Source organism: Rhizobium sp. 01T444 (genome assembly GCF_056398305.1).
Window position 1 is genome coordinate 233,754 of sequence record NZ_JBFTPD010000004.1, and the last position, 23,917, is coordinate 257,670.

The following is a 23,917-nucleotide window of genomic DNA, read 5'->3' on the forward strand; positions in this document are numbered from 1 at the left end:
CCGATTGTTTCGAGCGCGGGGCGGTAGGGGCATTCAGCCCCGCTGAAGCTGCTCGACCTTGCGCACCAGATCCGCCAGGGAGCGGCACTGCATCTTGCGCATGAGGCTCATACGGTGAAGCTTGACCGTCATTTCGCTGATACCGAGCTGATAGGCGACCTGCTTGTTCATCAAGCCGCTCGCCACGGCATGCATGACCTCCTGCTCCCTCGGTGTCAGGCTATCGGCAAGCGCTTGGACGCGTTTCAATTCTTCATTCGACTTGCGGCGTTCATCGTCGATCCTGATGGCGTGATCGACAGCGTCGAGGAGAACCTGGTTGATGAACGGTTTTGTGATGAAATCGGTCGCGCCTGCTTTCATCGCCCTGACGCTCGTTGGAACATCCGCGTGGGCTGTGAGGAAAATGAGCGGCAACTTGCTGCCGAGCGCCAGAAGCTGGCTTTGGAGGTCGAGGCCCGACCCCCCTGGCATTCGCATGTCGACGACGACACAGCCGGGCGCGTTTACATCAGCCCATTTGAGAAATTCGAGGCCGTTTGGAAAGGCTGATGCGCGCTTGTTCGTGACCGTGAAGAGATCCACGAGGGCGCTGCGTATCTCGGCATCATCGTCGATGACATAAACGACCGGCTCGGCGCTCTTGTCCGTCTTTACCTGGGCGTTTTGCATCGAATTACCTCTTTGGTATCTGAGAGATCCCGGGCCTAAACGCGCCTGTATCCCTCTGTTCTACCCTTTGTCGGCACTCGGTCACCAAACCATGCCAGCAGCTAGATCAAGAAAGACCAAAGCGCCGGCCTGGATGGTGCCTGCCTRCTCAATGAGACGCCAATCGATACCATAGGATACGCGCCGGCGGACGGTACACCTTGGTTTACCATCGCCCGACCATCTGTTCCGAGGTCTCCATGGTCGTCAAAACCGAACAGGACCGGCAGCAAACGCTGCCGGTCCTGCCTGCTCGACGACGTAAGCCGGATGGGTTGGACGCTCGGCTGCCATTTCGTTGGCCGCAGGAAGAAACCGGAAAAACCCCTGCGTTCATCATCTCCATCGTGCCCGGTTAACACGGCTCACGGACGCTCAGATACTGGTCGATACAGCGCCTGGCATCCCTAACATTGGTTTGCCAAACCTTGGTTTGCGTTGACCCTATCCCGCTGAAAGTCCAGCCTTTTCACCTGAGAGAATATCGAGGAAGGAGCCCGTGGCAGACATGAAACCTATCGAGCAGAACGATGGCGCAGAATATGCGATCGTTCGTGAAGCGAACTGGGATTTTACGCTGGAGAAATTTACCAAGGGCGAAGCGGTGTCCGGCGGTTTTCCGACTCGGTTTGAGGCCATTGAGGACTGGCTTCGTTTCCTGAAGAAAGAACGTGAGCAGCTCGACGCGGCGATTGCACGCGCCAACGAAATCCGGGTCGTCGAGCTTGAGAACTCCCACGGGCATTAATCCCTGGGACAGGAGCTGTGAGCGAACGCAGGTGCCCCTGCTTCGGGTCAACCCAAAACTTCGTTTTATCGATCCGTCCCCGGAAACAGCTATCCTTTCGGCATGGCAGACAATCTCCCCGGAGGCGTGAGATGAAAATTACAGTTGTTGGTGCGAGCGGGATGATGGGATCCAAGATCGTTCGCGAACTGGAACGGGCGGGTCAAACCGTCAGTGGAGTGTCGACCAGCACCGGCGTCGATGCCTATACCGGCGAAGGGCTGACGGCGGCGCTTGCCGATGCGGACGTGGTGATCGATGTCACCAATTCCGGCTCATTCGGCGATTCAAACGCGCTCGGCTTCTTCAAGCAGGCGGGAAAGAACCTGCTAGCAGCAGCGAAGGATGGCGGCGTCGGGCACTATCTTGCCCTGTCCGTCGTCGCGACGGACAGGCTGGTGGAAAACGACTACTTCCGCGCAAAGATGGTGCAGGAAAATCTCATAAGGGCTTCAGGGCTGCCCTATACCATCGTTCGATCCGCACAGTTTTTCGAATTCTTCAACGGCATCATCGATTTGGCAGCCGACGGCAATGGTTTCCGGCTGTCGCCCTCTCTGGTGAGACCGATCGCAGCGGATGAAGCGTCAACTTTGATATCCAGGATCATGATCGATGCACCCCGCAATGACATGGTTGAAATCGCCGGCCCTGAATCCGTACAGCTGGACCAATTGGCGCGAGAAATTTTGACGGCAAGCGAAGATCCGCGCTCGATCGCGATCGATCCCGAAGCGCCATTCTTCGGCGTGGAGCTTGCGAAAACCACGCTCCTTCCCGGAGCTGGTGCTCTTGTCGGGACCGTGACATTCCACGACTGGCTTTCCCGATCGATGATGGCCGCCTAGCGGCAATGTTTCTGCAGATGTTGCGGCTGGAAACAAAAGGAGGCGCAGAAGCGCCTCCTTTCCTCTTTGGCTGACGCATCCGCGTTACACGCGAATTCCTGCAACTGCCTGCCGGTTCGAGGAGGCAATGGCCTGTTGAATTGCCCAGAGCGTCGCGAGTATCCCGAAGATCGCGGGCAGGCTCACCGCCGGGAAGTCCCTCAGGATCACCGACGAGGAGCAGATGCCGACAGCGACTTCCCAAAGATGGAAGGTGGCATGCGCGATCAGCCAGAGCGTCGCGCCGGCCCACAGCTCGACCCGCCGGCTCGGCTTCCAGGCGCCAAAGGCAAATGCAAGCGCGATGAAGCCCTGGATGATGCCGATATCGCGAATGAAATGCTGGTTGTACATCCCCGTATCCGTGACGCCCGGGACAAAATAATACCAGCTTTCGGGATCGTAGAGCATGTAAAGGGCCAGCCAGCCGGCAAGCAATATGTTGAAACCGACCATGATGTAGACAATGAATTTCGAGACCTGCATCGCAACCTCCTTGGATAAGCGGGCCTCAAAATTAACATCCAAGGCTGGGGCTTACTTCCCAAACCAAGGTTAGGGAGCCAAATATGATAGGCCGCTGGAATATCGAGGAAAACGGCTGGAAGTCAGCCGCCGGCACCCTCGAGACAGGACCGAAGTGCCCGCTATCAATCGGAGTGCCGAGAAAGACCGCTGGTGCATTTGCAACGGCCGACAATGTCTGTGTATCTGCACAGAAACGCCGCAGCGGCATCAGACTAAACAATTCAGATTATTTACAATTTCGGCCGCACCGACAACAGCATTTGGGCTCCGCCAACGAGGACGGAGCCCGTTCAAGAACAAGATGAAGTTTTAGCGTTACTTGGCGGAAGCAGCGTCTTCGATGATCTTCGCAACCTTGTCGGGATGAGAAACCATTACGACGTGGGAGGCACCCTTGACCACGACGGTCTCCTTGGAGTGAGCCCGCTCTGCCATCCAGCCGAGAGCTTTGGCCGGAATGTTCTTGTCTGCATCACCGTAGATGAACCAGGAAGGAATGGTCTGCCACGCCGCGCCGGGCGCTCCCTCTGTCAAGGCTGCTTCGGTAATCGGGCGCTGGGTTGCTGCCATCAGCTTTGCGGTCTTTGCCGGCACATCAGCAGCAAACTGCTCATGAAACTTACCCTGCTGGATATACAGATCCTTTCCGCCATTTTCCAATGCCACCGGCTCGGCAAGCGTCGGCGCCAGAGTGCTGCCGGGGAACTTGCCCGAGAGGTCTGCGGCGGACTCGCCTTTGTCAGGAGCAAAGGCAGCGACATAGACCAGCGCTTCGACATTCTTCGTCCCCGCAGCAGCCTCGCTGATGACTGAACCCCCATAGGAATGGCCAACGAGAACGACCGGGGTCTTTATGCCGGCGACGATGCGGCCGACATAGTCACCATCCGACTTTACGCTGCGCAGCGGATTGGCAACGGCGACAACCGGATAACCATCCTTTTTCAGACGAGCGATGACATCGTTCCAGCTCGATGCATCGGCAAAGGCGCCGTGCACGAGCACCACCGTCGGCTTTGCTGATTCAGCGGTTGCAGGGGCGGCGAGAATTGCCAGTGCGCCGAGCGCGAATACGGATTTCAAGATTCTATGCATCGGTTGGTCTCCTTTGTTGAATTGCGCACAATTTAATATGACGCAATTCATATGTCGAGTCACTTTTTGTTCAACTGGTGACGACCAACTGGATGAAGGACGTTTCGGACGTCAGGCCAGGCGCCGCGATCGCCAACGTGAGCAGCCATATCGTTGTATCGGCGAACGTTCTGCAACAACCCAAACCTCCGTTCTAAGACTTTCCCATCGGTACCGACACAGGGCTCCGCCTAGGGGGCCATCTTCGGGACAAAGAGATTGCTACGGCCGGCATACGAGCCGGCCGCGCAAAAATCCGACGACATTGGCGTCAGGCCACGCACATACCCCCGTCGACGTGGAGTTCGATTCCGTTTACGAAAGTGCCGGCCGACGCAAGGAAGAGCGCGGCCTGAGCCAGTTCTTCGGGGCGCCCGAGACGTCCTGCCGGTATCAGATCCGCCATCTGCTGCTCGAACTGCGGACGGTTGCTTTCGTTGACGCCGAGTTTTCCCAGGATCTCGGTCTCGACAGGACCGGGGCTGAGAATGTTGACGCGGATCCGGCGCGATTTGAATTCGATCGCCCAATTGCGCGCAAATGCGGCGAGCGCAGCCTTGGTACCGGCATAAACAGTATGGTTCGGCAAAACCTTAGTCCCGGCCAGAGAACTCGTGACGATGATGTTTCCGCCATCGCGCATATGCGGAGCGATGGTCTGAACACCGAAGAAGACACCGCGCGTATTCACCGCAAAATGCTGGTCGTATTCGGCCTCACTGACCGTTTCTGACGCCGCGAGATTGATGATGCCGGCATTGGCCATATAAACATCAATGGCGCCAAAACGCTCCGTTACCTCAGCCGCGAGCCGGCGATGGTAATCGATGCTGGCGACGTCGCCGCAAATTCCGATTGCTCCATTACCGATCTCCCGAACCGCTTCTTCGACGACATCCTGGCGGCGTCCGGTGATGACGACCTTCGCCCCCTCCTCGGCGAAAAGCCGCGCCGTCGCTTTTCCTATCCCGCTATTGCCACCAGTGATGATGGCCACCTTATCCTTTAGGCTTGGCATCTGAATTCTCCTTGTTGACGCGCAGGAGATAAACAGTTGCGCTGGCCGCTATTAGCCGGGTCCGAGGACAAGGAACTTTGCCTGCAACAGACAAATGAGCGGGCGCGGCCGATCGTCTATCACGAAACCCGCTTAGCGGATGAACGCATCCAGTTCGTCATCCGGCGCGACGACATCCAGGCAGATCGGCAGCGACTGGCAGCCAAGACGCATCGTTCCCGTATGAATTGCTTTCGTTTTCCGCTGTATCGTAGGATAAAATCCTGCTGCAGGCACTTCAGCCTGTTGAGACGTGCATGTGTCGCCAGGAGCAGGGAATGATCGTCAGCCGGAGCGTCAAAGCATTGCGCAAACGGGAACGGGCGCTCGCCGAACTCGTCGATAGGGTGCCGTCTCACATCTGGCGGTTGACCGCAGATGGCGAGCCGATCTTCTTCAACAAACAGATGATCGATTACCTCGGTCGGGATATTGCCGATTTACAGTTACCGGACATGAGCCGGCTGGATGCAATGATCGAGATGGCGATCCACCCAGATGATGCCTCGGGCTTCAGGGACGCGCTCCATCATTGCTTCGCCACCGGCGAAAGCTTTTCCACACGATACCGGCTGCGCCGCTACGACGCCGTCTATCGCTGGATGTCGAGCCGCGCAGATTCGATACACGACCGGCATGGACGCATCAGCCAGTGGTATGGCCTCTGCCACGATATCGACGATCAGGTCCACGCCGAAGAGGCGTTGCAACGCAGCGAACGGCACCTTCAGCGGCTCATCGATGCCTTGCCGGTCCACATCTGCAGCTGGACACCGGCGGGCGAGCTCTCCTACGTCAGCAGGCGCTATATGCAGGAACTGGGCCTTTCCAAAGCGAATTTCGAGGAATTTGCACGGGCAGCGCAGGAACTTGTCCATTCCGAGGATAGCCCGGAGGTGCAGCGCAGGGCTGCGCATTGCATCCGGGCGGGCGAGCCTTTCATGATGCGATACAGACGGCGCGGACCGGACGGTATGTTCCACTGGACGGAAGGTCGGTTCGAGCCCCTTCGCGATAGAAACGGTGCGATCGTGGAATGGTATGGCCTGTCCATCGATGTCGAGGATCAGGTCCGCGTTCAGGAGGCTTTGAGCCTCGCCCAGCAGAACCTCGCGCGTGCAAGCCAGGCGGCGAGCCTTGCCGAGCTTTCCGCCTCGATCGCCCATGAGATCAGTCAGCCGCTCGCGGCCGTCATATCAAGCTCGGATGTCAGCCAGCGCTGGCTTTCGGCGGAACCGCCCAATATCGAACGGGCGCAGAAAGCAGTTGAGCGCATCTCGGCAAGCGCACATTCGGCCGTCGAAGTCGTCGGCCGCATCCGCGCTTTGTTCAAACGCTCTGAAACGTCGAGAGATTACGCCGCACTCGATAGCGTGGTCAGAGAAGCACGCGACCTCATGGCCGAGGAAGCGATGCGGCGGCGCGTGCGCATGGATATCGAGCTCGAGCGCGACCTGCCGCCGATCGCCTTCGATCGGGTTCAGGTCCAACAGGTCCTGATCAATCTTATCCGCAATGGCCTGGAGGCCATGGATTCTGCTGGTGATGACCGCGTTCTGCACATTCGCGCCCGCCGTGCGACAGATACCGTGCAGATAGAGATCAGCGATCGCGGCCCGGGCGTCGAATTCCCCGATAGAATATTCGAGCCCTTCTTCACGACAAAAGGCCAAGGGATGGGCATGGGGCTGGCAATCAGCCGCTCCATCGTCGAATCTCACGGCGGACGGTTAAGTGTGGAGCAAGCCGACCCATACGGAGCGAAATTCATCTTTACCCTGCCGGTTGAAGTGGAACAGGCCGCTCGCGCGTGACGACGACTAGCCTGCGCGATAATCGCTGATCGCGCGCTCCAGCCACGACATGAGCAAGTCGGCATTGACAGGTTTCTTCAGAAAGGCGATCGCGCCCGCCTGAAAGACGGCGGCCTCGACGTCTTTGTCCCCATGCGCAGTCATGATGATGACAGGCGGGTGGGATGGCATCCTGCTCAATGCCTGAAGCATCTCGACGCCGGACATTCCCGGCATTCTGACGTCAGCAAGTATGCAATCAACGAGCGAATAACCTTTTTCGTTCAGGAATATCTCGGCGGACTCGTAGAGCTCGCATTCATAACCGGCCGCCTCGAGCAGATCCTTGAGGGATTCCCTGAGATAGCGATGGTCATCAATGACAGCGACAGTCTTATTGGGGGAACTTGCCATTGCGTCAGTACAATTCTTCTTTTTCGGGCAATGAGCTAGGCGCCGCGCAGGTTACTGATACAGTTTGAGATCCGGTTTCAACATGTCAAATTTGCGGACAAGCTCTGCAAGGGAGCCTGCCTGCATCTTTTTCATCATTCGTCCCCGATGCAGTTTCACCATGATTTCGCTGATCTGCATTTCATGTGCAATCTGCTTGTTCATCAATCCGGCTGCGACATAATGCAAGACTTCCCGCTCGCGCGGAGTAAGCCTGGCTTCACAGTTTTGCACCTGGGTGCGGATAGCGGCCTCTTTCCGGTTCTCTGCATCCCGCCTGATCGCTTCGCCAACTGCGGCGATCACGGCGCTGCCGGCAAATGGCTTGATCAGGAAGTCCGTTGCTCCCGCCTTCATCGCCTTTACGGTCAGGGGGATACTTCCGTGACCCGACATGAAGATAATGGGCATGGTGTTGCCGGCGGCGGCGAGTTGGTCTTGGAAGTCCAAGCCACTGATGCCGGGCATCCGCACGTCCAAAAGAATGCAGCCCGCCTGCCCCATATCGCAGCGCTCCAGAAAATCCGAAGCGCTCTCGAATGCGATGGCCTTCATCGCCACCGACTCGAAAAGGTCCACCAGCGAGGCCCTGACAGGGCCTTCGTCGTCAACGATACAGACAACCGGCTCGTCCCTCGTGCTGACTTGATCGATCGTCATGGCTTTCTGCGCCTCCAAACGACGGCTTTGCATATCTCCCCTACTGCCGTATCGCGGCCAATTTGACGCTGCCTCGTTCCGCAGCATTCATGAAGGGATTCCCATCCGCCAAGGCCCACGTCGGAATTGCATTTGGCGACGTGGTAACCTGCCTGCCATACTAACACGTGGACCCCATCACAAAAATACGCCAAGGGTCTAGGTTGGGCTGAAAGATCGATCCACAGGTCTGTCAAATTCTCTCGTAATTGCAAACAGGTAGTCCGCCAGCTGCGTCAAGCGACCCAAGCTCGATAAACCCGCGTAGAACTATCGCAAGACACACCTTCGTTGCCCCTGCGCACACCTTCGTATAACTCCCCGGCCCGCAAACCGCCTGTAAGCTGATCATGTCGAAGATCAATCAAAGGCGATGATCATGAGGCATGACCCAAGCTCTCAATACAGGCCCCTCGAGATGCCGAAGTTTCCGCTTTTGGTCATCGGCGGCCTGATCATCGGGATACTGGTGTATCTCGGCTATGGAGCGACATCGGCGCCCAAGGCGTCCGCGAAAATCTACGTGCCGCTTGCGACATCCTCCTCATCGCAAGCCGAACCGAAGGTCGCATATTTTGTCGTGAATGGTGAAACGCTCGCCGTATCACTCCAGCATCGGCCGACGGCATTCAGGGTTGCATCTCGCTAGCTGAACTGAGGCGCATTCCAGCTTGGCCTCATTCCCTCAAAAGTAGAAAATAAACCGGCAAGAAACCAGGCGTATAAAAATGCGCTCTGCCATATATATTTGGTTTAGTCGCCCCCTCCTTCAATTTCCCGATCTGTAGCGGTATTCTCATTCAGTTCCGGGAAGCGGCATGTCTGCTGGCAGTTGGAGGATCATGCATGGGGGTGACCACCTCCAAGGGGTCGAAAAGTCCGATCGCGATTTTGGTTGATGATGATGCGACCGTTTGCGCGGCTCTGGAGAACCTGCTGAATTCGGTCGGCATCGACGCGATGACATTTTTATCGGGCCGGGAATTTCTCGATGCAAAGCTGCCCGACCGCCCGAGTTGCGTCGTGCTGGATGTCCGCATGCCCGGCATCAGCGGTCTGGACCTGCAGCATCATCTGACCCGAAATGGCGTTACGACACCCGTCCTGTTTCTAACGGCGCACGGGGATATCGCAATGAGCGTGCAGGCGATGAAGGCCGGGGCGCAGGATTTCCTGACCAAACCTGTGCGGGACCAGACCTTTCTCGATGCCGTGTCCAAGGCCATCGCCACCGATGTCAGCCGCAGGAACGCACTGTCTGCAGCCGATCGATACGTTTCCCTGTTTGAAACCCTCACCGTTCGCGAGCGCCAGGTTCTGAAACTGGTCGTCTCCGGCGAGGTCAACAAACAGATAGCCTTCTCCCTCGGGATCAGCGAATTTACGGTGAAGCTTCACCGCAGCAATATGATGAAGAAAATGCAGGTCAGTTCGGTGGCGCAGCTTTTCAATGTCTGGCAGGCGCTGCCTTCGCATGTTCGAATGAGCGATGACTAAAATTACGCACCAGCGCTAGCTCACGTAAAAAGTAACGACAGCAAAAGCGAAGAGGACTTCCATGCAGTTGACATCGTCAAAAGAACGGATCGTCACGGCCATGGCTATTGGCGGCAGCGGCATCCTGCTGGCGGGGCTTTTCGCGGATCCCTCCGGCATTCTCGTCGCAATGGTCGCCATCTGGCTCTATACAAGCTGGCGCACAGGTCTGGCCGTGCTGCTCATCGGCTGTTTGCTGACAGCGGCTGTCGTTCTCTCTCCGGCCAATTTCGGTAATGACGAACCCACCCGGGTCGTCATGTTCTCCTGCTGCGCCACCGCGCTCTGGTTTTTCATCAATGTCTTCAAGCCGCAGAGCCTCTTCGACCGCGTTTACAAGAATATCCAGCCCAATATCGAAGACATTCCCGGCTTCGGCTGGTCGGCCTATCCCGACGGCCGCCTGCGCTTCCTGAACCCGAAAGCGCTCGATTTTGTCGGTGTGAGTGCCGAGGAAATGAGCAGGATCGCCAAGCTCGACAACCATTCGTGGTGGAGCCTTTTCGTCCATCCCGACGAGGTCGAAGGATGCATGGCAAGATGGGAGCACAGTCTCAGGACAGGAGAGCCGATCTTCGAAGAACAGCGGGTCCGGCGCGCCGACGGAACCTACCGGTGGCTGCGCGATTCCGCCATCGCGTCGCGTGACGAACAAGGCCGCATCACCGCCTGGTTCGCGACCTCGGTCGACATCGACGATCAACGAAAGGCGGAAGCTGCCCTCAGGGAGAGCCAGCAGCAATTGCAGCAGATGATCGATACGGTGCCGGCCCTCGTCTGGTGCGCAAACGCCGCCGGCGAGACCTCTTATATCAACAAGCCGCTTATGCGCTGGACCGGGATTTCGCTTGCGAGCAACGATCCCGCAGACACAAAAAGGTTCGCGACGGCGATCATCGAGGCCATTCACCCCGAAGACCGAGCACTATTCCAGAGGAGCCTGTCGCAGGCCTTTGAAACTGGCGAGCGCTTCGCGCTGAAATACCGGCAGCGGCGCTTCGATGGCGTCTATCGCTGGATTGACGGCAAGGCCGAGCCACTGCGCGACGCTGACGGTCAGATCATTCAGTGGTACGGCGTCTGCCTCGACATCCATGACGAGATGGAAGCGCACGAAGCAGCCCGTCAACGGGAAGCGGAACTGCGGCTGATCGTCGATACGGTGCCGTCGCTGATCTGGCTCATGACCCCCGAAGGGCTTCCCTGCTATCTCAACAAGCGCTTCTCCGAATGGGCGGGGCTCAACGAAGGCGATATTCACTCAAAGACGACGGAACAGGTCGCCGCCCAGGCGGATCTGGTCCATCCGGATGATCGCGCCGCAGTGGCAGAGGCATTCAGGAATGCTATTGCGACGGGTCAGCCTATCAACCACAAGGGCCGGCTTCGCCACAAGGACGGCCAATACAGGTGGATGGATTCACGCGTCGAACCCCTGCGCGACGAGAACGGCAAGATCATTCGCTGGTATGGCGTCAATCTCGACATCGACGACGAGGTTTGCGCGCAGGAGGCCTTGCGCCAATCCGACGAGAGGCTGGCAAGGGCGCTGCGCGCCGCCAGCATGTCCGAACTTTCCGTCTCGATTGCGCATGAGCTCAATCAACCGCTGCAGGCGGTGGTGGCCAATGCGAACGCGTTCCGCCGATGGCTGAATGCGGAGCCGCCGAACCTCGAACGCGCGCTACGTTCCGCCGACTGGATCGTGCGCGATGCCGATGCGGCCGCCGAAGTAGTCAGCCGCATCAGGGCGCTGTTCGGCAAGACCGCCTACCCCAGAACCGCCGTGGATCTGAACAATCTGATCAACGATGCCTGCGAACTGATCGCCGACAAGCTCACCTCCAACAAGGTGAAGGTTGATATCAATCTGGACCCTTATCTGCCTGTCACCAGCGCGGACCATGTGCAGCTGGAGCAGGTAATGCTCAACCTCATCCGCAACGGCATCGAAGCGATGCACGATATCGAGCCCAGAGCCCGTACTCTGAAAATCGAGTCCAGGCTGAGGGACGACGATACGGTCGAGGTGGAGGTGAGCGACCGGGGTACCGGGATCAGCGACACCGAGAAAATTTTCGAGGCGTTTTATACGACAAAGCAGGACGGAATGGGCATGGGCCTTGCGATCTGCCGCTCCATCATCGAATCCCACGGGGGACGACTGTGGGCCGAGAATGGCATTCGCGGCGGTGCATCGATCACATTCAGCCTGCCGGTGCGGGACCTTCAGGCCAAGCCGGCGCCGCGCGAAATCCACATCAGGCCACCGGTTAGGGAACTCGAATCCCTGTCAGCATGACCGGCGGCGACGCAAGCAGCACGACTGGTTCTCGCGGACCGGTTGATCGTGGCGAAAGGTGATCGGGACTACCGGATGCCGTCTTGAGAGGCGCTTTGCCTCGCGAGCTCATGCCGCCATTGGCTGGGTGTCGTTCCGACGAAACGCCGGAACAGCCGGCTGAAATGCGCATGGTCCGACAAGCCGCAAGCAAAGGCGATATCACCCATTTCGTGCTTGGAGGCGAGCAGCAATGTCCGGGCGCGTTCGATCCGCTGCTGCATGACGAAGGCGTAGGGCGACATGCCGAAGCTGATCGAAAAGACGCGGCGGAAATGGCCGGGGCTAAGCTTTGCAGCAGCCGCCAGATCGTCGACGCGAACCGGCCCTTCCAATCTTGCATCGACATAGTCGGTGACGCGTTTGACCTGCCAGTCGCTGAGCCCGGTCCTGCGGTGGCTCTTCTCCGGAATATTTGCCTCTGAGGCCTGCGACCGAACACGGGATTCGGACGAATGACAGTACCGGGACACCGCCGAAACGCCTTGCTTCAACCTGATCTCATCATCCATCAGACCGCCCCATGCAGCTGGCGGGATCGCCATATCCAGATGAACTCTGATCGTCCGGGAAATCCATAAGGTTGAGGTCTAGCGCACTACGCCGAAGGGATAGGTTTCAAGCGTGTTATAGCTCGATACGCGGATCGGCGAGCGTCTGCAGGATTTCGACGACGATGTTCACGAGGATATAGAAGGTTCCGAGAACGATGGTGACGCCGAGAACGGCCGGAAGATCGGCGCTGGTCAGGGACTGGACCATATAGAGCCCGAGGCCGGGCCACCCGAAGACAAGCTCGACGATCAGCAGGTTGCCGAACAGAAGCCGGATCTGCAGACCGATCATCGAAAGAGTCGGCGAGGCGGCGTTGCGAAGACCATGGCGCAAGACCACCGCTGTCTCTCGAAGCCCCTTCCCCCGCGCAGTCCCGATATAGGCCTGCTGCATCACCTCGCGCAGCGCGCTGTTGAGGCTTCTCCCTACCGCGACGGCGATCGGCAGCGCCAAAGCGCAGGCAGGCAGAAGCAAATGCCGGATCGCATCCAGGCTGAGGTCGCCCCTGCCGCCGATAAGCGCATCGATGAGATTGAAGCCGCTTGGGCCGGCGAAATCAGCATCGCTCATCCTGCCCGACCCAGGCAGCCAGCCGAGACGGAACCAGAAGACATAGACCAGAAGCAAGGCGGACATGAAAATCGGCACCGAACCTGCCGCAATGAAGAGAAACCGCAGCCCGCCGGAGCCACCGACAATATGAGGTAGCACCGCGAGAATGCCTGCCAGCAAAAGCCCGATGCAGAGAGCCGCCAATGACAGTTCGAGCGATGCCGGCAAATATTGCCTGATGTCGGCGGCGACCGGCTGACGGGTCCGGACCGACGCCCCGAGATCGCCCCGCGCTAGCCGCGACAGAAACCGGCCATATTGAACGACAATAGGATCATCGAGGCCGAGCTGCTGGCGAAGCGCATTCACGTTTGACAGAGGTGTGAGCGGCCCGGCGATGGCGCGCGCGGGGTCGGCGGGAATGATGCTTTGCAGGCAGAATACCGCAAAGCTCATCATCAGGAGAACGGCAGCCAGACCCAGTATGCGCCTGAGGAAATATGCCAGCATATTCTAGGCCCCTCGCAATGCAGTCCGTAGACCATCTCCCGCGAGATTGGCGAAGAGGCAGATGAGAAAAATGACCGCTGCCGGCAACATTGGAAGCCACCAATAGACAGAGAGGCTATCGAGCGCACGGGACGTCATAGCCCCCAGTTCGGGTGCCGGCGCCGGCTGGCCGAGCCCGATGAAGGACATCAGCGACATCGTCATGATCACGTTGGCGACATCAAGCGTCGCGGCGACCAGCAGGGCCGGAACGGCACCGGGAAGGATATAGCGCAGCAGCAGACGCGGACCGCCGATGCCGGCAATTCTCGCAGCCTCCACATGTGGGCGGGCGTTCAGCCGGCGCAGTTCGTCGCGGGATATGCGGGCGTACCAGGGCCACCAGGCGATGCCGATCGCTATCATCGTATTGGTCAGCCCCGCGCCGAGCGTTGCGATCACCGCCAGAGCCACAAGCGTAGACGGCAAGACGAGGAAAAAGTCGACCAGCCATTGCGCCAGAATGTCGAGCCTGCGGCTGACGAGGCCGGGGACCATGCCGATGCATCCACCAACGATCAGGCTGACGAGAATTAGGACAATTGCAGGCAGCCATGTGTATTGGATACCGAGGACGATGCGCGAAAAAAGATCGCGCCCGATCTCATCCGTCCCGAACCAGTGCTCCCATGAAGGCGGCAGATAAGCGGCCGCAACGCGAAGCTGAGGATTGAACGGCGTCAGCCACGTCGCGAACAGGGCGATGATCGTGATAGCAATCGCTCCGAACACCCCGATCCGATCGATCCAGCCGATGCGCCCTAGGATGACAGGCCAGCGGACGAGCCGCTCCTCGGGGAGGAGTTCCGGAACGTTCATGCGTCGTGCCCCCCCGTGCTCGCATGCCTTCTCGATATCGAGGCCAGAATGGCGTTCATCGATAGCGGATTGAAGCCAGCAGTTATCGTGTCGGGATCCCCTTCCTGCGTCACCCTGCCCTTCCCCAGCACGGCAATACGATCGGCGATTATTCTGGCGGCGGCCAGATCATGGGTAACGAACAGCACAGCCATGCCGAGCCGCCGCCTGATCTCTCCGAGAAGGTTCAGCGTGGTGGCAGCAAGCGACACGTCGAGCGCGCTGATCGGCTCGTCGCAGAGCAAGAGTTTCGGCGGCACGACGATCGCGCGGGCAAGCACGGCACGCTGACATTGACCGACGGAGAGGCTGGCGGGCAGCGAAGACATCAGGCCCTCATCGAGGCCGACCAACGCAAACGCTTCGACGACCCTGTCGAGACGCTCTTCCTTGCCGAGACCGAGATGCCTTAACCGATCGCCGATCTGCTCACCGATCGGCAGCCAGGGTGTCAGCGAGGCAACTGCATCCTGAAAAACAACCTGTGGGGCATCGTCGACCCGGACAATCTCGCCGCTGTCGGGCGACAGAAGCCCGGCCGCGAGCCTGAGGATCGTCGATTTGCCCGCGCCGCTCTCGCCGAGCAGGGCGACGCATTCACCAAGCCCGACCGAGAGATTGACCGATTCCAGCACCTTCCGCTGCCGGCGCCGGCCGAACGGGCCAATAGTCGACGTGAAGCTTTTGCTGACATTGGACAGTCGCAGCGCCTCCACCGGCTTTGCTGTCGCAACGGTTGGCCAGGCTTCCGTGAAGCGATACTGACGTGCGCTGGATTGCGCCGAGTCAGGGAAGAAGCAGGCGGCAGTGTGTTCGGTAACAGAAAGCGGCATGAGTTCGGGCCGGCTGGTTATGCACTCGTCCCTAATGACGGGACACCGGGAGGCATAGCAGCAAACATGCTCAGGATCGGCAAGGCTCAGTCGCTCCGCCGGCAGAGTGGGCAGGGAGCGCTGGCGATCCGTATCGAAATCGAACTGGGTCGCAAGCAGGCCGGCCAGATAGGGATGGCCGGGATGGGTCAGCGCATCGCCGGTTCTGCCGATCTCCAGAATACGACCCCGGTAGAGCACGAGCACGCGATCAGCGAGCGATGCTGCAGCGGTCAGATTGTGCGTGATGAAAAGTACTGTGGTCTGCTGCTCTCGCGCCACCTTGCGCAGCAGTTCGAGAATCTTGCTTTGCAGGGCGAAGTCGAGCGCGGTGATCGATTCATCGGCAATCAGGACCTGCGGCTGTGCCATCAGCGCCATCGCGATCAGGATGCGCTGGCGCTGCCCGCCCGATAGGCGATGCGGAAATGCATCGAGTATGGCGTCCGCATCCAAGAGTCCGACCCGGCCCAGCCAATCCCTGATGAAGTTATCGTCTCCGCCTGCCGATTCCCGCAGCTGATGGCGAATCGTCATCGTCGGGTTGAGCGCACCCATCGGATCCTGCGGAATGGCGCGAACGAGCCCGTGACGGGCAGCCCGCAGCACCCGCGGCGTTGCTCCCACGATCTCGGTGCCGGCAACATGAATGGAGCCGATGACATCAGCTTCGCTGGAGGCCGGCAACAGGCCCTGGATTGCCGCGCCGAGGGTGGTTTTGCCGGAACCACTTTCGCCGACGACCGCGATGATCTCGCCCGGCATAGCCTCGAAGCTGATGTCGTCGAGCACGAGGTGATCGCGACCATTTCGCCGAAGGACGACTCGCAGATCAGCGATGGAGAGCGCAGCCCTGGTCACAGCCTCCACAGCTCCCCGCAGGTGGAAATGCAGCCATGAATCCTGCCGAAAGTCGTGCGCTCAACCATCAGCGCCTCACACCTGAAAAGTCGATGCTGCCTCTCGGGAAGACAGGACGAAGACCGAGATCCTTTAGACCCTTGCGATGGACGACCACGTCGTCGACATCGACGAGCGGAATGAAATGGCCGGCGTCGAAATACATGCGCCCTGCCTTTTCATAGAGTGTGTTGCGTGTGCTCATATCCGTTGCGGAGGCACCTTCGGCGATGACGGCGTCCGCCTCCGGAAGGGCGCTGCCATAAAGGTTCAGCGGCGCGTCCTTGGTGAAGAATGCCTTTGCCTGGCTATCGGGATGGGCCGCATCCGGAGAGGCGATGATCAACAGCATATCGGGAGCCGCCGGATCGCCCTTCATGGCATAGGCTGCCCCCGGCGGCATGATATGGGAGGTCGCCTCGACGCCGATCATCGATAGCTGCGCGATCATCAGGTCGGCGATACGCCCATAGCTCGGATTGGCGCTATAAAGCCCGATGTTGAGCGCGACAGGGCCGTGCTTGGCGATAGTGGACTTAGCAGCATCGAAATCGGTCGGAAACTGTACCGGCTGTGCCGGATCCAGCATGATGTTCGGAAAGAGCGATTTCGAGACTTGGGCATATTGCCCGAAGGCATCGCTTGCCCACAAATTCGGATTGATCGCGGTCAGAACCGCCTTGCGAACCTCGGCATCTTCAAGCGGCGATCCCGGCTTAACGAAAGCCTCGAACTGCGTCATGCTGGGGGCAGATGTTATTTCCAGATCGGCCGGCAGGCTGCCGAGCTGTGCGAAGGGGTAATTGGTTGGCACGCCATCGATTTCGCCAGTCTTCAGTTTGAGAATTTGCTGGCCGATGTCGGGGATGACGGGCAGTTCCACCCTGCTGAAATAGGGTTTGGCGCCCCAATAGTCTTCGTTCCGTGCGAGTACATAGCGTTCGCCACGCTTGAACTCGGCCAATTTGAACGGCCCGGTCCCAGCTGCATGCTCGGTCAGCCATCCCGTCGCAAAATCACCCTTGGCATGCTCAGAAATCGCGGCCGGGCTGATGATTTTCGGCCCCCACGGGCTTGCAAGGCCATCCGGGAATGAGGGCTGCGCGTGCCGTAGCGTGATGACGACAGTGGAACTGTCTGATGCTGCGATATCTGCCAAGTTGGCGAGTGTGTAGTTCTGCACAAAACCGCCGTCGCGGCGGCGCTTGAACGAGGTGACGACGGCATCGGCATTCAAGGCCGTGCCGTCGTGGAACTTGGCGCCCTCGACGAGGTGGAACGTGTAGGTCAAGCCATCGCCGGAGATCTCCCAGCTCTTTGCCAGTGATCCGACAATCCTGGTCGAGCCCGCCTCGTATTTGACGAGGCCCTCATAAATGCTGTCCAGCGTCGTCAATCCGGCGACTTCGAAACCATTATCCGGATCCAGGGTGCCGATATCAGACGAATAGGGAATCCGCAGGATGTCTTCTGCATGACCGGCCGCGACGCAGATCAGCGATCCAAGCAAAAGTGCAAGCAGGCGAAGACTGATAACCCGGTTGAAACGTGAGAATATCGAAGCGAACAAGATTATCGGCATTGAGTGATCCGTGATTGCGTCATACCGGCCGCGGATGGCGGAAGCGCAAGGCAGCTATTGCCCAGCGCGCAACCGTCATCGAACGCCCATTGTCATCACAATCATAGCGGCGTGTTACTGAAAAGCTTTGAAGATTCCGCGCCATAAATATTTCTGCTTTCGCTGGCGAAGCGATGCCGCGGAGGCGTTTTCATCGCCCGGCGGTCGCCCTCGTTTTCAATCCGACATCATGAAGATAGGCTTCCAATGCCGCCACGTTGCCCTGCGAGACGATCGCGCCGACATAACCATCCGGACGGACAAGAATCCGGTCACCTGACGCAACTTCGTAAGTGTCACGGAACCGGTTCTCGTTGTCGATAAGATCGCCGCCTTGCCCGATGCTGTGGATATGCAGTCCTTTGCGTGGATTAACGGCTACCGTCTGCACTTCAAATTCCAGCAGCGTCCAATGAGGGCCTTTAAAGAGGTCAAACAGCCGCACGGGCTGTCCTGCGGCGCCCTTCAGCAGCGCGTCGGGAGCGCGGTTGCCGGCAAGGATGCGAGCCTGACGCTGGGGTTCTTCGAGCGAGAGGCTCGAACCGAGATAGCCGATGTCCAGTTGCCGGACCTCACGGCCACGCCGAATTTCGCCGCGCTTCATGTCTTCGAGCAATCTGGTCGCAAGCCCCAGCATGTTCGCCGCGATCGAGCGGCGCTCTTCCTCATAGCTATCGAGAAGCGTTTCCGGGGCGCCTGATAGGACGGCTGCCAGCTTCCAGCCGAGATTATAGGCGTCCTGAACGCTGGTATTCAGACCCTGGCCGCCCGTCGGCGGATGGGTATGGGCGGCGTCTCCGGCGAGAAAGACGCGACCGACACGATAGCTGTCGGCAAGCCGGGCATTCATGTTGAATGCGGATGCCCAGGAGACAGACTGGATGAGGATATCCGTACGACCGGTCCGTTCGGCAGTCAGCGCCGTAAGCCCTTCGGGCGACAGGTCGATGTCGCCTTCGAGAGGCACTGGTCCCTGCATCTGGAAAGACCCTTTTTCGGTCAAGGGACAAAAGGAAATCTGTGTCTCCATCGACCCCTCGTTGAAGCGATGCCAGACATCGCGGCCGAGGCCTGTCAATGTCACGTCGGCAACGATGGCGCGAACGCCGAGCGTCTTTCCGGGAAAGCCGACGGCGAGCGCCTGGCGCACAAAGCTTCGGCCGCCGTCGGTGCCGACGAGATAGGATGCGCGGATAGTCTGTTCTTCGCCGCCAATGGCAAGTCTTGCTGTTACATCCTGCCCATCCTGTTCGAAGGCGACCAGTGCGCAGCCGAACTCCGGAGCATGGCCGAGTTCGGCAAGGCGCTCCCGCATCGCTCTCTCCGTCAGGAATTGAGGCACGAGCAGAGGCGCTCCGTAGGGTTCCGATGGGATCGGCTCACAGGCCTCGACAAGCGCGACATCTCTCATGCTGCCGTCGTCGTGATATTCGCGCTGATGCGGATAGTAACCGCCGGATGCGGCAATCTTGTCGACGATGCCTAGGTCCTCGAACACTTCCAGGGTCCGCGGTTGTATCCCTTTGCCGCGCGAACCTTGGAACGGATCATCCATCTTCTCGATCAGCCGGAAAGATACACCTCGCCGGGCGAGATCGATCGCCAGGGTCAGGCCAGCCGCGCCGGCACCACAAATCAATACATCGATTGCGTCATCTTCTGTCATTGTCGTTGCTCCTATTTATGTGTATTATGCACATAATAGGAGAACAAGAATGTCGTCAACAAAAAATGTGCAAAATACACACATCTCGAAACGCATCCATGAACTTCATGGATCGCTGCTTGAGATCGTCAGCGTGATGAACCGGCCGCAACGGGATGAGGCAATGGTCAAGGAGGCAGGGATTTCGCTCGACCGCGCCCTCTTCCCCTTGCTGGTGGGCATTGAAAGATTGGGGCCGATTGGCGTGGTCGATCTGGCTGACCGCGCCGGCCGGGACTACACAACGGTCAGCCGTCAGGTCACCAAGCTGGAGAGCCTCGGCCTCATTCAACGTCAGCCGAGCGCGACAGACCGGCGCGTCAGCGAAGCTGTCGTCACCGCGAAGGGCAAATCGATGACAGATCGCGTCGATGCGGCGCGTGAGAGAATAGGGATCGAGATATTCAAGACCTGGGATCCAGATGATCTGGACAATCTGGTCCGCCTGATGCGGAAGTTTGCCGATGCCGTGATGGATCATCCGGCCAAAAGCTGACGAGCCGCGGTAAAGATGGGCAGGCTAACGGACGGAAATGAGGCGCTAGCGGGATCGCAGGCGCCTCGAAACTCTCAACCGAAGCCGGCCTACCAGCAGGTGAATCCTGCATCGACGTTGACGATTGCTCCCGTCATCAGGCTTGCCGCACCGGATGCGAGGAAGAGAACTGCGCTTGCGACCTCTTCCGGCGTACCCATTCGCCCCATCGGCGTATCGGCAAGCCAGATCGGAATCCGCTCGCGATTGGCTTCGACTGCAGCGACCATCGGCGTCTCGATATAGGTTGGCGCGACAGCATTGATCCTGACACCGTGCTGAGCCCATTCGGCCGCCATGGAACGGGTGAGGTGGTGAACGGCAGCCTTGGAAACGTTGTAAGCCGTCTGCGGCTGCGGCCGATTGCAAATGATGCCGGACATCGAGCCGAGATTGACAATCGCCCCGCGTTTCATCGCCACCATATGGCGCCCGAAGGAGCGAGAGCACCAAAAGACGCCATTGACGTTGACATTCATCATCCGCAGCCAATCGGCGTCCGTGACATCTTCTGCTGCAATCCCGTTCTGGCCGATCCCGGCATTGTTCACCAGGATCGTCGCCGGTCGTCCGCCGCCGGCGAGTTCATTGGCGATCGCCTCCATGCGGGCAGAGTCAGTCACGTCACCGAGACGTAGCTCGACGTCATATCCCTTGTCTTTGAGAGCCAGAGCCTGCTCTGCGTCCGATTCATTGCGCTCGATCACGACGACGGCGGCACCAGCCTCGGCAAGCGCGTGGGCGCAGCAAAGTCCAATGGCGCGCCCGCCGCCGGTAACCACCGCGCGTTCTCCATCGAGACGGAATTTCTCCTGATAACTCATGGTTCGACCCCTCAGATGTCGAATGCGCTTGGAAGAACGACGATGTCGCGGATCGTCACGTTGCGCGGACGCGTCAGCATGAACATGATCGCGTCGGCCACCTCCTTGGGTTCGATCAGGGCGCCGGCCTCCTTCGCCTTGCGGAGGTTCTCCTCCGGCCAGTCGGCCAGCAGCGCGCTGATGACCGGTCCCGGCGAAACCGAGCCGACACGAATGCCGTTTTTCAGAAGCTGGCGGCGCATCGTCTGGACAAAGCACGTCATCGCCCATTTCGACGGTGAATAGACCGGCTCCCATGGAACGGGCGAGTGGCCCGCGACCGAGCTCGTGACGACGATGTCGCCCGTGCCGCGCTCGATCATGTGCGGAATGACGGTCCGCACGTTCTTGATCACCACATTGACGTTGAGGTTCAGCATCCGATCGATGGCGTCGAGATTGGCATCCGCAAGGTCACCGCCGATATAGGTGCCGGCATTGGCATGTAGAATGTCGAGCTGTCCCACCTTCGACAGCACGCGGTCAAGAAGCTTGGCGCATGCCTCCGGATCCAGCAGGTCCAGAGCAAGAGGTATCGCCTGCTCCCCGAGACGCTCGCAGGCTGCTTTTAACGCCTTCTCGTCGCGGTCAACGAGAACAACCGTGGCGCCTGCCGCGATCATCGCCTCCGTCGACGCCATTCCGATGCCAGACGCCGCGCCCGTGATCGCAGCGATCTTCCCTTTCAACTCGTTCATTCTTTCCTCCTCGGTTAGGCGGCCTCATCTCACTCCGCCGCATGCTGCATGATATTCGGCAAGGCTCTTCGCCACCCGCCAGACCAAAACCGCCTCCGGATCGAGCGGCGTGTCGGAAAATCGCTCGGCGTCCGGCATGTGCTGCCAGAACAGCGGGGGCGGTACGGATTTTCCGGCGAGTGCGTCGCAAAGCCGCGTGACGGCAGATTGAGCCTGTTCAGCCGTCCAATAGTACCGGATGCGATCGGACAGCGAATAATGCCGAAGCCAGCGCTGCTCGCCCTCCGTGCCATGATAGTGACGGCTCCAATGCTCCCGATGCGCCAGCATTAAAGCCTCCATCGCAGCGTATAGGGGACGCTCGCCATAATCAGGCACGAGGTCGGATGCGATCAGGTCCAGCCCATAGAGGGCCTCGCGCAGGACGAAAGTTAGTTCCGGTCCGACCTTGAGGATCGGAAAACCATCTTCAACGAGCGCGGTCAGCGGACCGGTGCCCTGATAATCGGTGGAATGCGCTTCGAACACGAATTGCGGCTCGTCCTCGAGCACCTGCTTCAATTTATCGATCTTGCTGCGGTCGTACCTGATAACATTGTGGTTGCCGAACTCGACGCCCGGCTGCACCACCAGGCCGATGGCACGCCCAAACGCCTCCGTAAGGCCGGCCTCGGCGAAAACGCGGCGATGGACATCGATCGTCCGCCTGGCGGCCGAAGCCGCAGTCGGCTCGATCGTGGTCAGCGCGTGATCCGCGCCGCCGGGAGGAGGAACCTCCGTGCCGATCACATAAACCGGCATGGCGCCCCCTGCCCGCCTTGCCGAGGTCTCCGCGACAGCGGCAAGGCGGGCAGCGCGATGAGCGGTCGTCTCGTCGTCCAATCCGGCGGGCTCACCCATGCAGCCCATCGATGCGTCCAGATGGATCTTGCGGAACCCGGCATCAACATAGGCCACCACCATCCTCTCAGCCTCAGCCATGGCTTCTTCGGCCGCACGTTCCCGCCAGGGATTCGGTCCGAGATGGTCGCCGCCAAGCACGATGAGGTTTTCCGGGCAACCCTCCTCTTTGGCGATGCGCAACACGAGAGCCGCAAAGTCCGCAGGGGTCATTCCGGTATAGCCGCCCAGATGGTTGACCTGGTTGCAGGTGGCTTCGATCAGAACCGTGCTCGAATGGTCACGCCCATGACGCAGCGCTGCCCGCAGGACGATCGGATGGGCCGAGCAGACCGAGGTGATCCCTGCAGGGTGGCCCAGAGCCCTGAGTGCAGCCAGTTCGTTCAGTTTTATCTGCATTACGAGCGCCTTTTCGTCGAGGCGATGAATGTGTCGAGTTCCTGGCGCGTGCCTGCGCCTTCCATCGGACCGCGGATCGTCACATTGCGCGCACCTGCGGCCGAACCATAGGTGAGAGCCTCGCCCGGAGACATTCCGAGCCGCCGGCAGGTGAGGTAGGCCCCGCCGAAGCAGTCGCCGGCGCCGGTAGGATCGACCTCTTCGACGAGAAATGCAGGAGCGTCGATGCGGTCGCCGTCCCTGCCAAAATAGGTCGCGCCCTCCGCTCCGCGCTTCAGCACGATCTCCTTCACGCCTATTTCGAAAAGACGGTGGATCGCCTCGGCTTCGCCCGAGATGCCAGCGGCCCGCTCAAGCTCTTCCCCTGACGGCAAGAGAAGATCGGCGGTGGCGACAAGCCTGGCAAATCGACGCTCGGTATCCTCGTCGAGCTGCAATTCCTTGCGGATATTCGGATCGACCGAGAGCGTTCCGCCTCGCGCCTTCACGATGTCGACCGCCTTGTCGATTACCTCCCGCGCGCTCGGAACGGACAGCGCCGAACCCATCACATGGAGATGTCCGCTGCGGTTGATGAGATCGCTGACACCCTGAGACCAGCCGAAGCGGGCGGCCGCGGACTTCGCGATATTGTAGACGAAGTCGCGGGAACCGTCCTTGCGGTAGCGGACAAAGGCACTCCCGGTCGGATAGTCAGTGTCGATGGAAATAGTAGACACATCGACGCCATCCCGCCTGAGGCGATCAATGTTGACGCGACCGAAATCATCGTTGCCGACTGCCCCCACCATCGCCGCTGCTCCGCCGAGCCGGCCGCATTGCGAGATGAAGATCGCCGGCGCCCCGCTGGCAAACGGACCGACGAGCGGCTGAGCCTCACGAAAGCCTTCTCCGACCGTCGTCGCAACGATCTCCACGAGGATCTCGCCGACGCAAACCGTGGGACCGAGATGGTCCGGAGCCAGCACTGAAACCATTGCAATC

23 protein-coding genes are annotated in these 23,917 nt (G+C 59.5%); 7 read left to right on the top strand and 16 right to left on the bottom strand.

Annotated elements, in window-relative coordinates:
• Positions 1-33: 33 nt before the first annotated feature.
• The gene (locus AC1DTN_RS09455; protein ID WP_029868558.1) at positions 34-672 is read right to left on the bottom strand and encodes a response regulator transcription factor; all 639 of its coding nucleotides are present in this window, start codon (positions 670-672) and stop codon (positions 34-36) included.
• A 239-nt stretch (positions 673-911) separates the two neighbouring features.
• On the opposite strand from AC1DTN_RS09455, the gene AC1DTN_RS09460 reads away from it, so the two are divergent.
• The 3 genes from AC1DTN_RS09460 (at position 912) to AC1DTN_RS09470 (ending at position 2,346) form a co-directional block, all read left to right on the top strand.
• A complete protein-coding gene (locus AC1DTN_RS09460) occupies positions 912-1,070 on the top strand; it encodes a hypothetical protein (protein WP_310382613.1) in 159 nt (52 codons plus the stop codon).
• A gap of 140 nt (positions 1,071-1,210) precedes the next feature.
• A complete protein-coding gene (locus AC1DTN_RS09465) occupies positions 1,211-1,459 on the top strand; it encodes a hypothetical protein (protein WP_442206787.1) in 249 nt (82 codons plus the stop codon).
• Between the two features lie 131 nt (positions 1,460-1,590).
• Positions 1,591-2,346: an SDR family oxidoreductase gene (locus AC1DTN_RS09470; RefSeq protein ID WP_442206788.1), complete on the top strand. Its 756-nt coding sequence runs from the start codon at positions 1,591-1,593 to the stop codon at positions 2,344-2,346.
• 84 nt (positions 2,347-2,430) lie between these two features.
• On the opposite strand, the gene AC1DTN_RS09475 is transcribed toward AC1DTN_RS09470, so the two are convergent.
• The 3 genes from AC1DTN_RS09475 to AC1DTN_RS09485 form a co-directional block, all read right to left on the bottom strand.
• Positions 2,431-2,871 (bottom strand): hypothetical protein, encoded by a 441-nt coding sequence (locus tag AC1DTN_RS09475; RefSeq protein ID WP_113323290.1) that lies wholly within the window; start codon positions 2,869-2,871, stop codon positions 2,431-2,433.
• Between the two features lie 357 nt (positions 2,872-3,228).
• Complete coding sequence (locus AC1DTN_RS09480) at positions 3,229-4,008, bottom strand: alpha/beta fold hydrolase (protein ID WP_442206789.1); 780 nt, start codon at positions 4,006-4,008, stop codon at positions 3,229-3,231.
• Positions 4,009-4,318: 310 nt separating this feature from the next.
• Positions 4,319-5,065 (bottom strand): SDR family NAD(P)-dependent oxidoreductase, encoded by a 747-nt coding sequence (locus tag AC1DTN_RS09485; protein WP_113323284.1) that lies wholly within the window; start codon positions 5,063-5,065, stop codon positions 4,319-4,321.
• Between the two features lie 317 nt (positions 5,066-5,382).
• On the opposite strand from AC1DTN_RS09485, the gene AC1DTN_RS09490 reads away from it, so the two are divergent.
• Positions 5,383-6,918, top strand: coding sequence for a PAS domain-containing sensor histidine kinase (locus AC1DTN_RS09490; protein ID WP_442206790.1), 1,536 nt, complete (start codon positions 5,383-5,385; stop codon positions 6,916-6,918).
• Between the two features lie 6 nt (positions 6,919-6,924).
• Here AC1DTN_RS09490 and AC1DTN_RS09495 read toward each other — a convergent pair whose 3' ends face one another.
• Together AC1DTN_RS09495 and AC1DTN_RS09500 are read right to left on the bottom strand one after the other, a co-directional pair.
• Positions 6,925-7,311, bottom strand: a complete 387-nt coding sequence (locus AC1DTN_RS09495; protein ID WP_439017810.1) for a response regulator transcription factor — start codon at positions 7,309-7,311, stop codon at positions 6,925-6,927.
• Between the two features lie 51 nt (positions 7,312-7,362).
• Complete coding sequence (locus AC1DTN_RS09500; protein ID WP_439017809.1) at positions 7,363-8,010, bottom strand: response regulator transcription factor; 648 nt, start codon at positions 8,008-8,010, stop codon at positions 7,363-7,365.
• An 885-nt stretch (positions 8,011-8,895) separates the two neighbouring features.
• Here AC1DTN_RS09500 and AC1DTN_RS09505 point away from each other — a divergent pair.
• Together AC1DTN_RS09505 and AC1DTN_RS09510 are read left to right on the top strand one after the other, a co-directional pair.
• Positions 8,896-9,546, top strand: a complete 651-nt coding sequence (locus tag AC1DTN_RS09505; RefSeq protein ID WP_442206791.1) for a response regulator transcription factor — start codon at positions 8,896-8,898, stop codon at positions 9,544-9,546.
• A gap of 61 nt (positions 9,547-9,607) precedes the next feature.
• Positions 9,608-11,887 carry a PAS domain-containing protein gene (locus AC1DTN_RS09510; protein WP_439017807.1) on the top strand — a complete coding sequence of 760 codons (2,280 nt, stop codon included), beginning with the start codon at positions 9,608-9,610 and terminating at the stop codon, positions 11,885-11,887.
• Positions 11,888-11,955: 68 nt separating this feature from the next.
• Here AC1DTN_RS09510 and AC1DTN_RS09515 read toward each other — a convergent pair whose 3' ends face one another.
• The 6 genes from AC1DTN_RS09515 to AC1DTN_RS09540 all read right to left on the bottom strand — a co-directional run bounded on the left by AC1DTN_RS09515 (position 11,956) and on the right by AC1DTN_RS09540 (position 19,499).
• A complete protein-coding gene (locus AC1DTN_RS09515; RefSeq protein WP_442206792.1) occupies positions 11,956-12,438 on the bottom strand; it encodes a helix-turn-helix domain-containing protein in 483 nt (160 codons plus the stop codon).
• A 115-nt stretch (positions 12,439-12,553) separates the two neighbouring features.
• Positions 12,554-13,543 (bottom strand): ABC transporter permease, encoded by a 990-nt coding sequence (locus AC1DTN_RS09520; protein ID WP_442206793.1) that lies wholly within the window; start codon positions 13,541-13,543, stop codon positions 12,554-12,556.
• Between the two features lie 3 nt (positions 13,544-13,546).
• Positions 13,547-14,401 (bottom strand): ABC transporter permease, encoded by an 855-nt coding sequence (locus tag AC1DTN_RS09525; RefSeq protein ID WP_442206794.1) that lies wholly within the window; start codon positions 14,399-14,401, stop codon positions 13,547-13,549.
• The gene (locus AC1DTN_RS09530; RefSeq protein WP_439017804.1) at positions 14,398-16,173 is read right to left on the bottom strand and encodes an ABC transporter ATP-binding protein; all 1,776 of its coding nucleotides are present in this window, start codon (positions 16,171-16,173) and stop codon (positions 14,398-14,400) included. The genes AC1DTN_RS09525 and AC1DTN_RS09530 overlap by 4 nt, the downstream gene beginning before the upstream one ends.
• Positions 16,174-16,240: 67 nt before the next feature.
• Positions 16,241-17,794 (bottom strand): ABC transporter substrate-binding protein, encoded by a 1,554-nt coding sequence (locus AC1DTN_RS09535; RefSeq protein WP_439017803.1) that lies wholly within the window; start codon positions 17,792-17,794, stop codon positions 16,241-16,243.
• Positions 17,795-17,984: 190 nt separating this feature from the next.
• Positions 17,985-19,499: an FAD-dependent oxidoreductase gene (locus AC1DTN_RS09540; protein ID WP_113323272.1), complete on the bottom strand. Its 1,515-nt coding sequence runs from the start codon at positions 19,497-19,499 to the stop codon at positions 17,985-17,987.
• 49 nt (positions 19,500-19,548) lie between these two features.
• On the opposite strand from AC1DTN_RS09540, the gene AC1DTN_RS09545 reads away from it, so the two are divergent.
• A complete protein-coding gene (locus AC1DTN_RS09545; RefSeq protein WP_442206795.1) occupies positions 19,549-20,034 on the top strand; it encodes a MarR family winged helix-turn-helix transcriptional regulator in 486 nt (161 codons plus the stop codon).
• A gap of 89 nt (positions 20,035-20,123) precedes the next feature.
• Here AC1DTN_RS09545 and AC1DTN_RS09550 read toward each other — a convergent pair whose 3' ends face one another.
• Genes AC1DTN_RS09550 through AC1DTN_RS09565 form a run of 4 tightly spaced genes read right to left on the bottom strand, consistent with a single transcriptional unit; the run spans position 20,124 to position 23,910 of the window.
• On the bottom strand, positions 20,124-20,897 hold the full coding sequence (locus AC1DTN_RS09550; protein WP_442206796.1) for an SDR family NAD(P)-dependent oxidoreductase: 774 nt from the start codon (positions 20,895-20,897) through the stop codon (positions 20,124-20,126).
• A gap of 11 nt (positions 20,898-20,908) precedes the next feature.
• Positions 20,909-21,634 carry an SDR family oxidoreductase gene (locus tag AC1DTN_RS09555; protein ID WP_442206797.1) on the bottom strand — a complete coding sequence of 242 codons (726 nt, stop codon included), beginning with the start codon at positions 21,632-21,634 and terminating at the stop codon, positions 20,909-20,911.
• A 24-nt stretch (positions 21,635-21,658) separates the two neighbouring features.
• The gene (locus tag AC1DTN_RS09560; RefSeq protein ID WP_442206798.1) at positions 21,659-22,933 is read right to left on the bottom strand and encodes a class II D-tagatose-bisphosphate aldolase non-catalytic subunit; all 1,275 of its coding nucleotides are present in this window, start codon (positions 22,931-22,933) and stop codon (positions 21,659-21,661) included.
• Positions 22,933-23,910 (bottom strand): tagatose kinase, encoded by a 978-nt coding sequence (locus AC1DTN_RS09565; RefSeq protein ID WP_113323267.1) that lies wholly within the window; start codon positions 23,908-23,910, stop codon positions 22,933-22,935. Before AC1DTN_RS09565 ends, AC1DTN_RS09560 begins: the two co-directional genes overlap by 1 nt.
• Between the last annotated feature and the right edge of the window lie 7 nt (positions 23,911-23,917).

Excerpts from the sequence above, each read along its gene's own strand:
- AC1DTN_RS09455 (WP_029868558.1), bottom strand. The coding sequence starts at position 672 with ATGCAAAACGCCCAGGTAAAGACGGACAAGAGCGCCGAGCCGGTCGTT.
- AC1DTN_RS09460 (WP_310382613.1), top strand. The coding sequence starts at position 912 with ATGGTCGTCAAAACCGAACAGGACCGGCAGCAAACGCTGCCGGTCCTG.
- AC1DTN_RS09470 (WP_442206788.1), top strand. The coding sequence starts at position 1,591 with ATGAAAATTACAGTTGTTGGTGCGAGCGGGATGATGGGATCCAAGATC.
- AC1DTN_RS09475 (WP_113323290.1), bottom strand. The coding sequence starts at position 2,871 with ATGCAGGTCTCGAAATTCATTGTCTACATCATGGTCGGTTTCAACATA.
- AC1DTN_RS09480 (WP_442206789.1), bottom strand. The coding sequence starts at position 4,008 with ATGCATAGAATCTTGAAATCCGTATTCGCGCTCGGCGCACTGGCAATT.
- AC1DTN_RS09485 (WP_113323284.1), bottom strand. The coding sequence starts at position 5,065 with ATGCCAAGCCTAAAGGATAAGGTGGCCATCATCACTGGTGGCAATAGC.
- AC1DTN_RS09490 (WP_442206790.1), top strand. The coding sequence starts at position 5,383 with ATGATCGTCAGCCGGAGCGTCAAAGCATTGCGCAAACGGGAACGGGCG.
- AC1DTN_RS09495 (WP_439017810.1), bottom strand. The coding sequence starts at position 7,311 with ATGGCAAGTTCCCCCAATAAGACTGTCGCTGTCATTGATGACCATCGC.
- AC1DTN_RS09500 (WP_439017809.1), bottom strand. The coding sequence starts at position 8,010 with ATGACGATCGATCAAGTCAGCACGAGGGACGAGCCGGTTGTCTGTATC.
- AC1DTN_RS09505 (WP_442206791.1), top strand. The coding sequence starts at position 8,896 with ATGGGGGTGACCACCTCCAAGGGGTCGAAAAGTCCGATCGCGATTTTG.
- AC1DTN_RS09510 (WP_439017807.1), top strand. The coding sequence starts at position 9,608 with ATGCAGTTGACATCGTCAAAAGAACGGATCGTCACGGCCATGGCTATT.
- AC1DTN_RS09515 (WP_442206792.1), bottom strand. The coding sequence starts at position 12,438 with ATGGATGATGAGATCAGGTTGAAGCAAGGCGTTTCGGCGGTGTCCCGG.
- AC1DTN_RS09520 (WP_442206793.1), bottom strand. The coding sequence starts at position 13,543 with ATGCTGGCATATTTCCTCAGGCGCATACTGGGTCTGGCTGCCGTTCTC.
- AC1DTN_RS09525 (WP_442206794.1), bottom strand. The coding sequence starts at position 14,401 with ATGAACGTTCCGGAACTCCTCCCCGAGGAGCGGCTCGTCCGCTGGCCT.
- AC1DTN_RS09535 (WP_439017803.1), bottom strand. The coding sequence starts at position 17,794 with ATGCCGATAATCTTGTTCGCTTCGATATTCTCACGTTTCAACCGGGTT.
- AC1DTN_RS09540 (WP_113323272.1), bottom strand. The coding sequence starts at position 19,499 with ATGACAGAAGATGACGCAATCGATGTATTGATTTGTGGTGCCGGCGCG.
- AC1DTN_RS09545 (WP_442206795.1), top strand. The coding sequence starts at position 19,549 with ATGTCGTCAACAAAAAATGTGCAAAATACACACATCTCGAAACGCATC.
- AC1DTN_RS09550 (WP_442206796.1), bottom strand. The coding sequence starts at position 20,897 with ATGAGTTATCAGGAGAAATTCCGTCTCGATGGAGAACGCGCGGTGGTT.
- AC1DTN_RS09555 (WP_442206797.1), bottom strand. The coding sequence starts at position 21,634 with ATGAACGAGTTGAAAGGGAAGATCGCTGCGATCACGGGCGCGGCGTCT.
- AC1DTN_RS09560 (WP_442206798.1), bottom strand. The coding sequence starts at position 22,933 with ATGCAGATAAAACTGAACGAACTGGCTGCACTCAGGGCTCTGGGCCAC.
- AC1DTN_RS09565 (WP_113323267.1), bottom strand. The coding sequence starts at position 23,910 with ATGGTTTCAGTGCTGGCTCCGGACCATCTCGGTCCCACGGTTTGCGTC.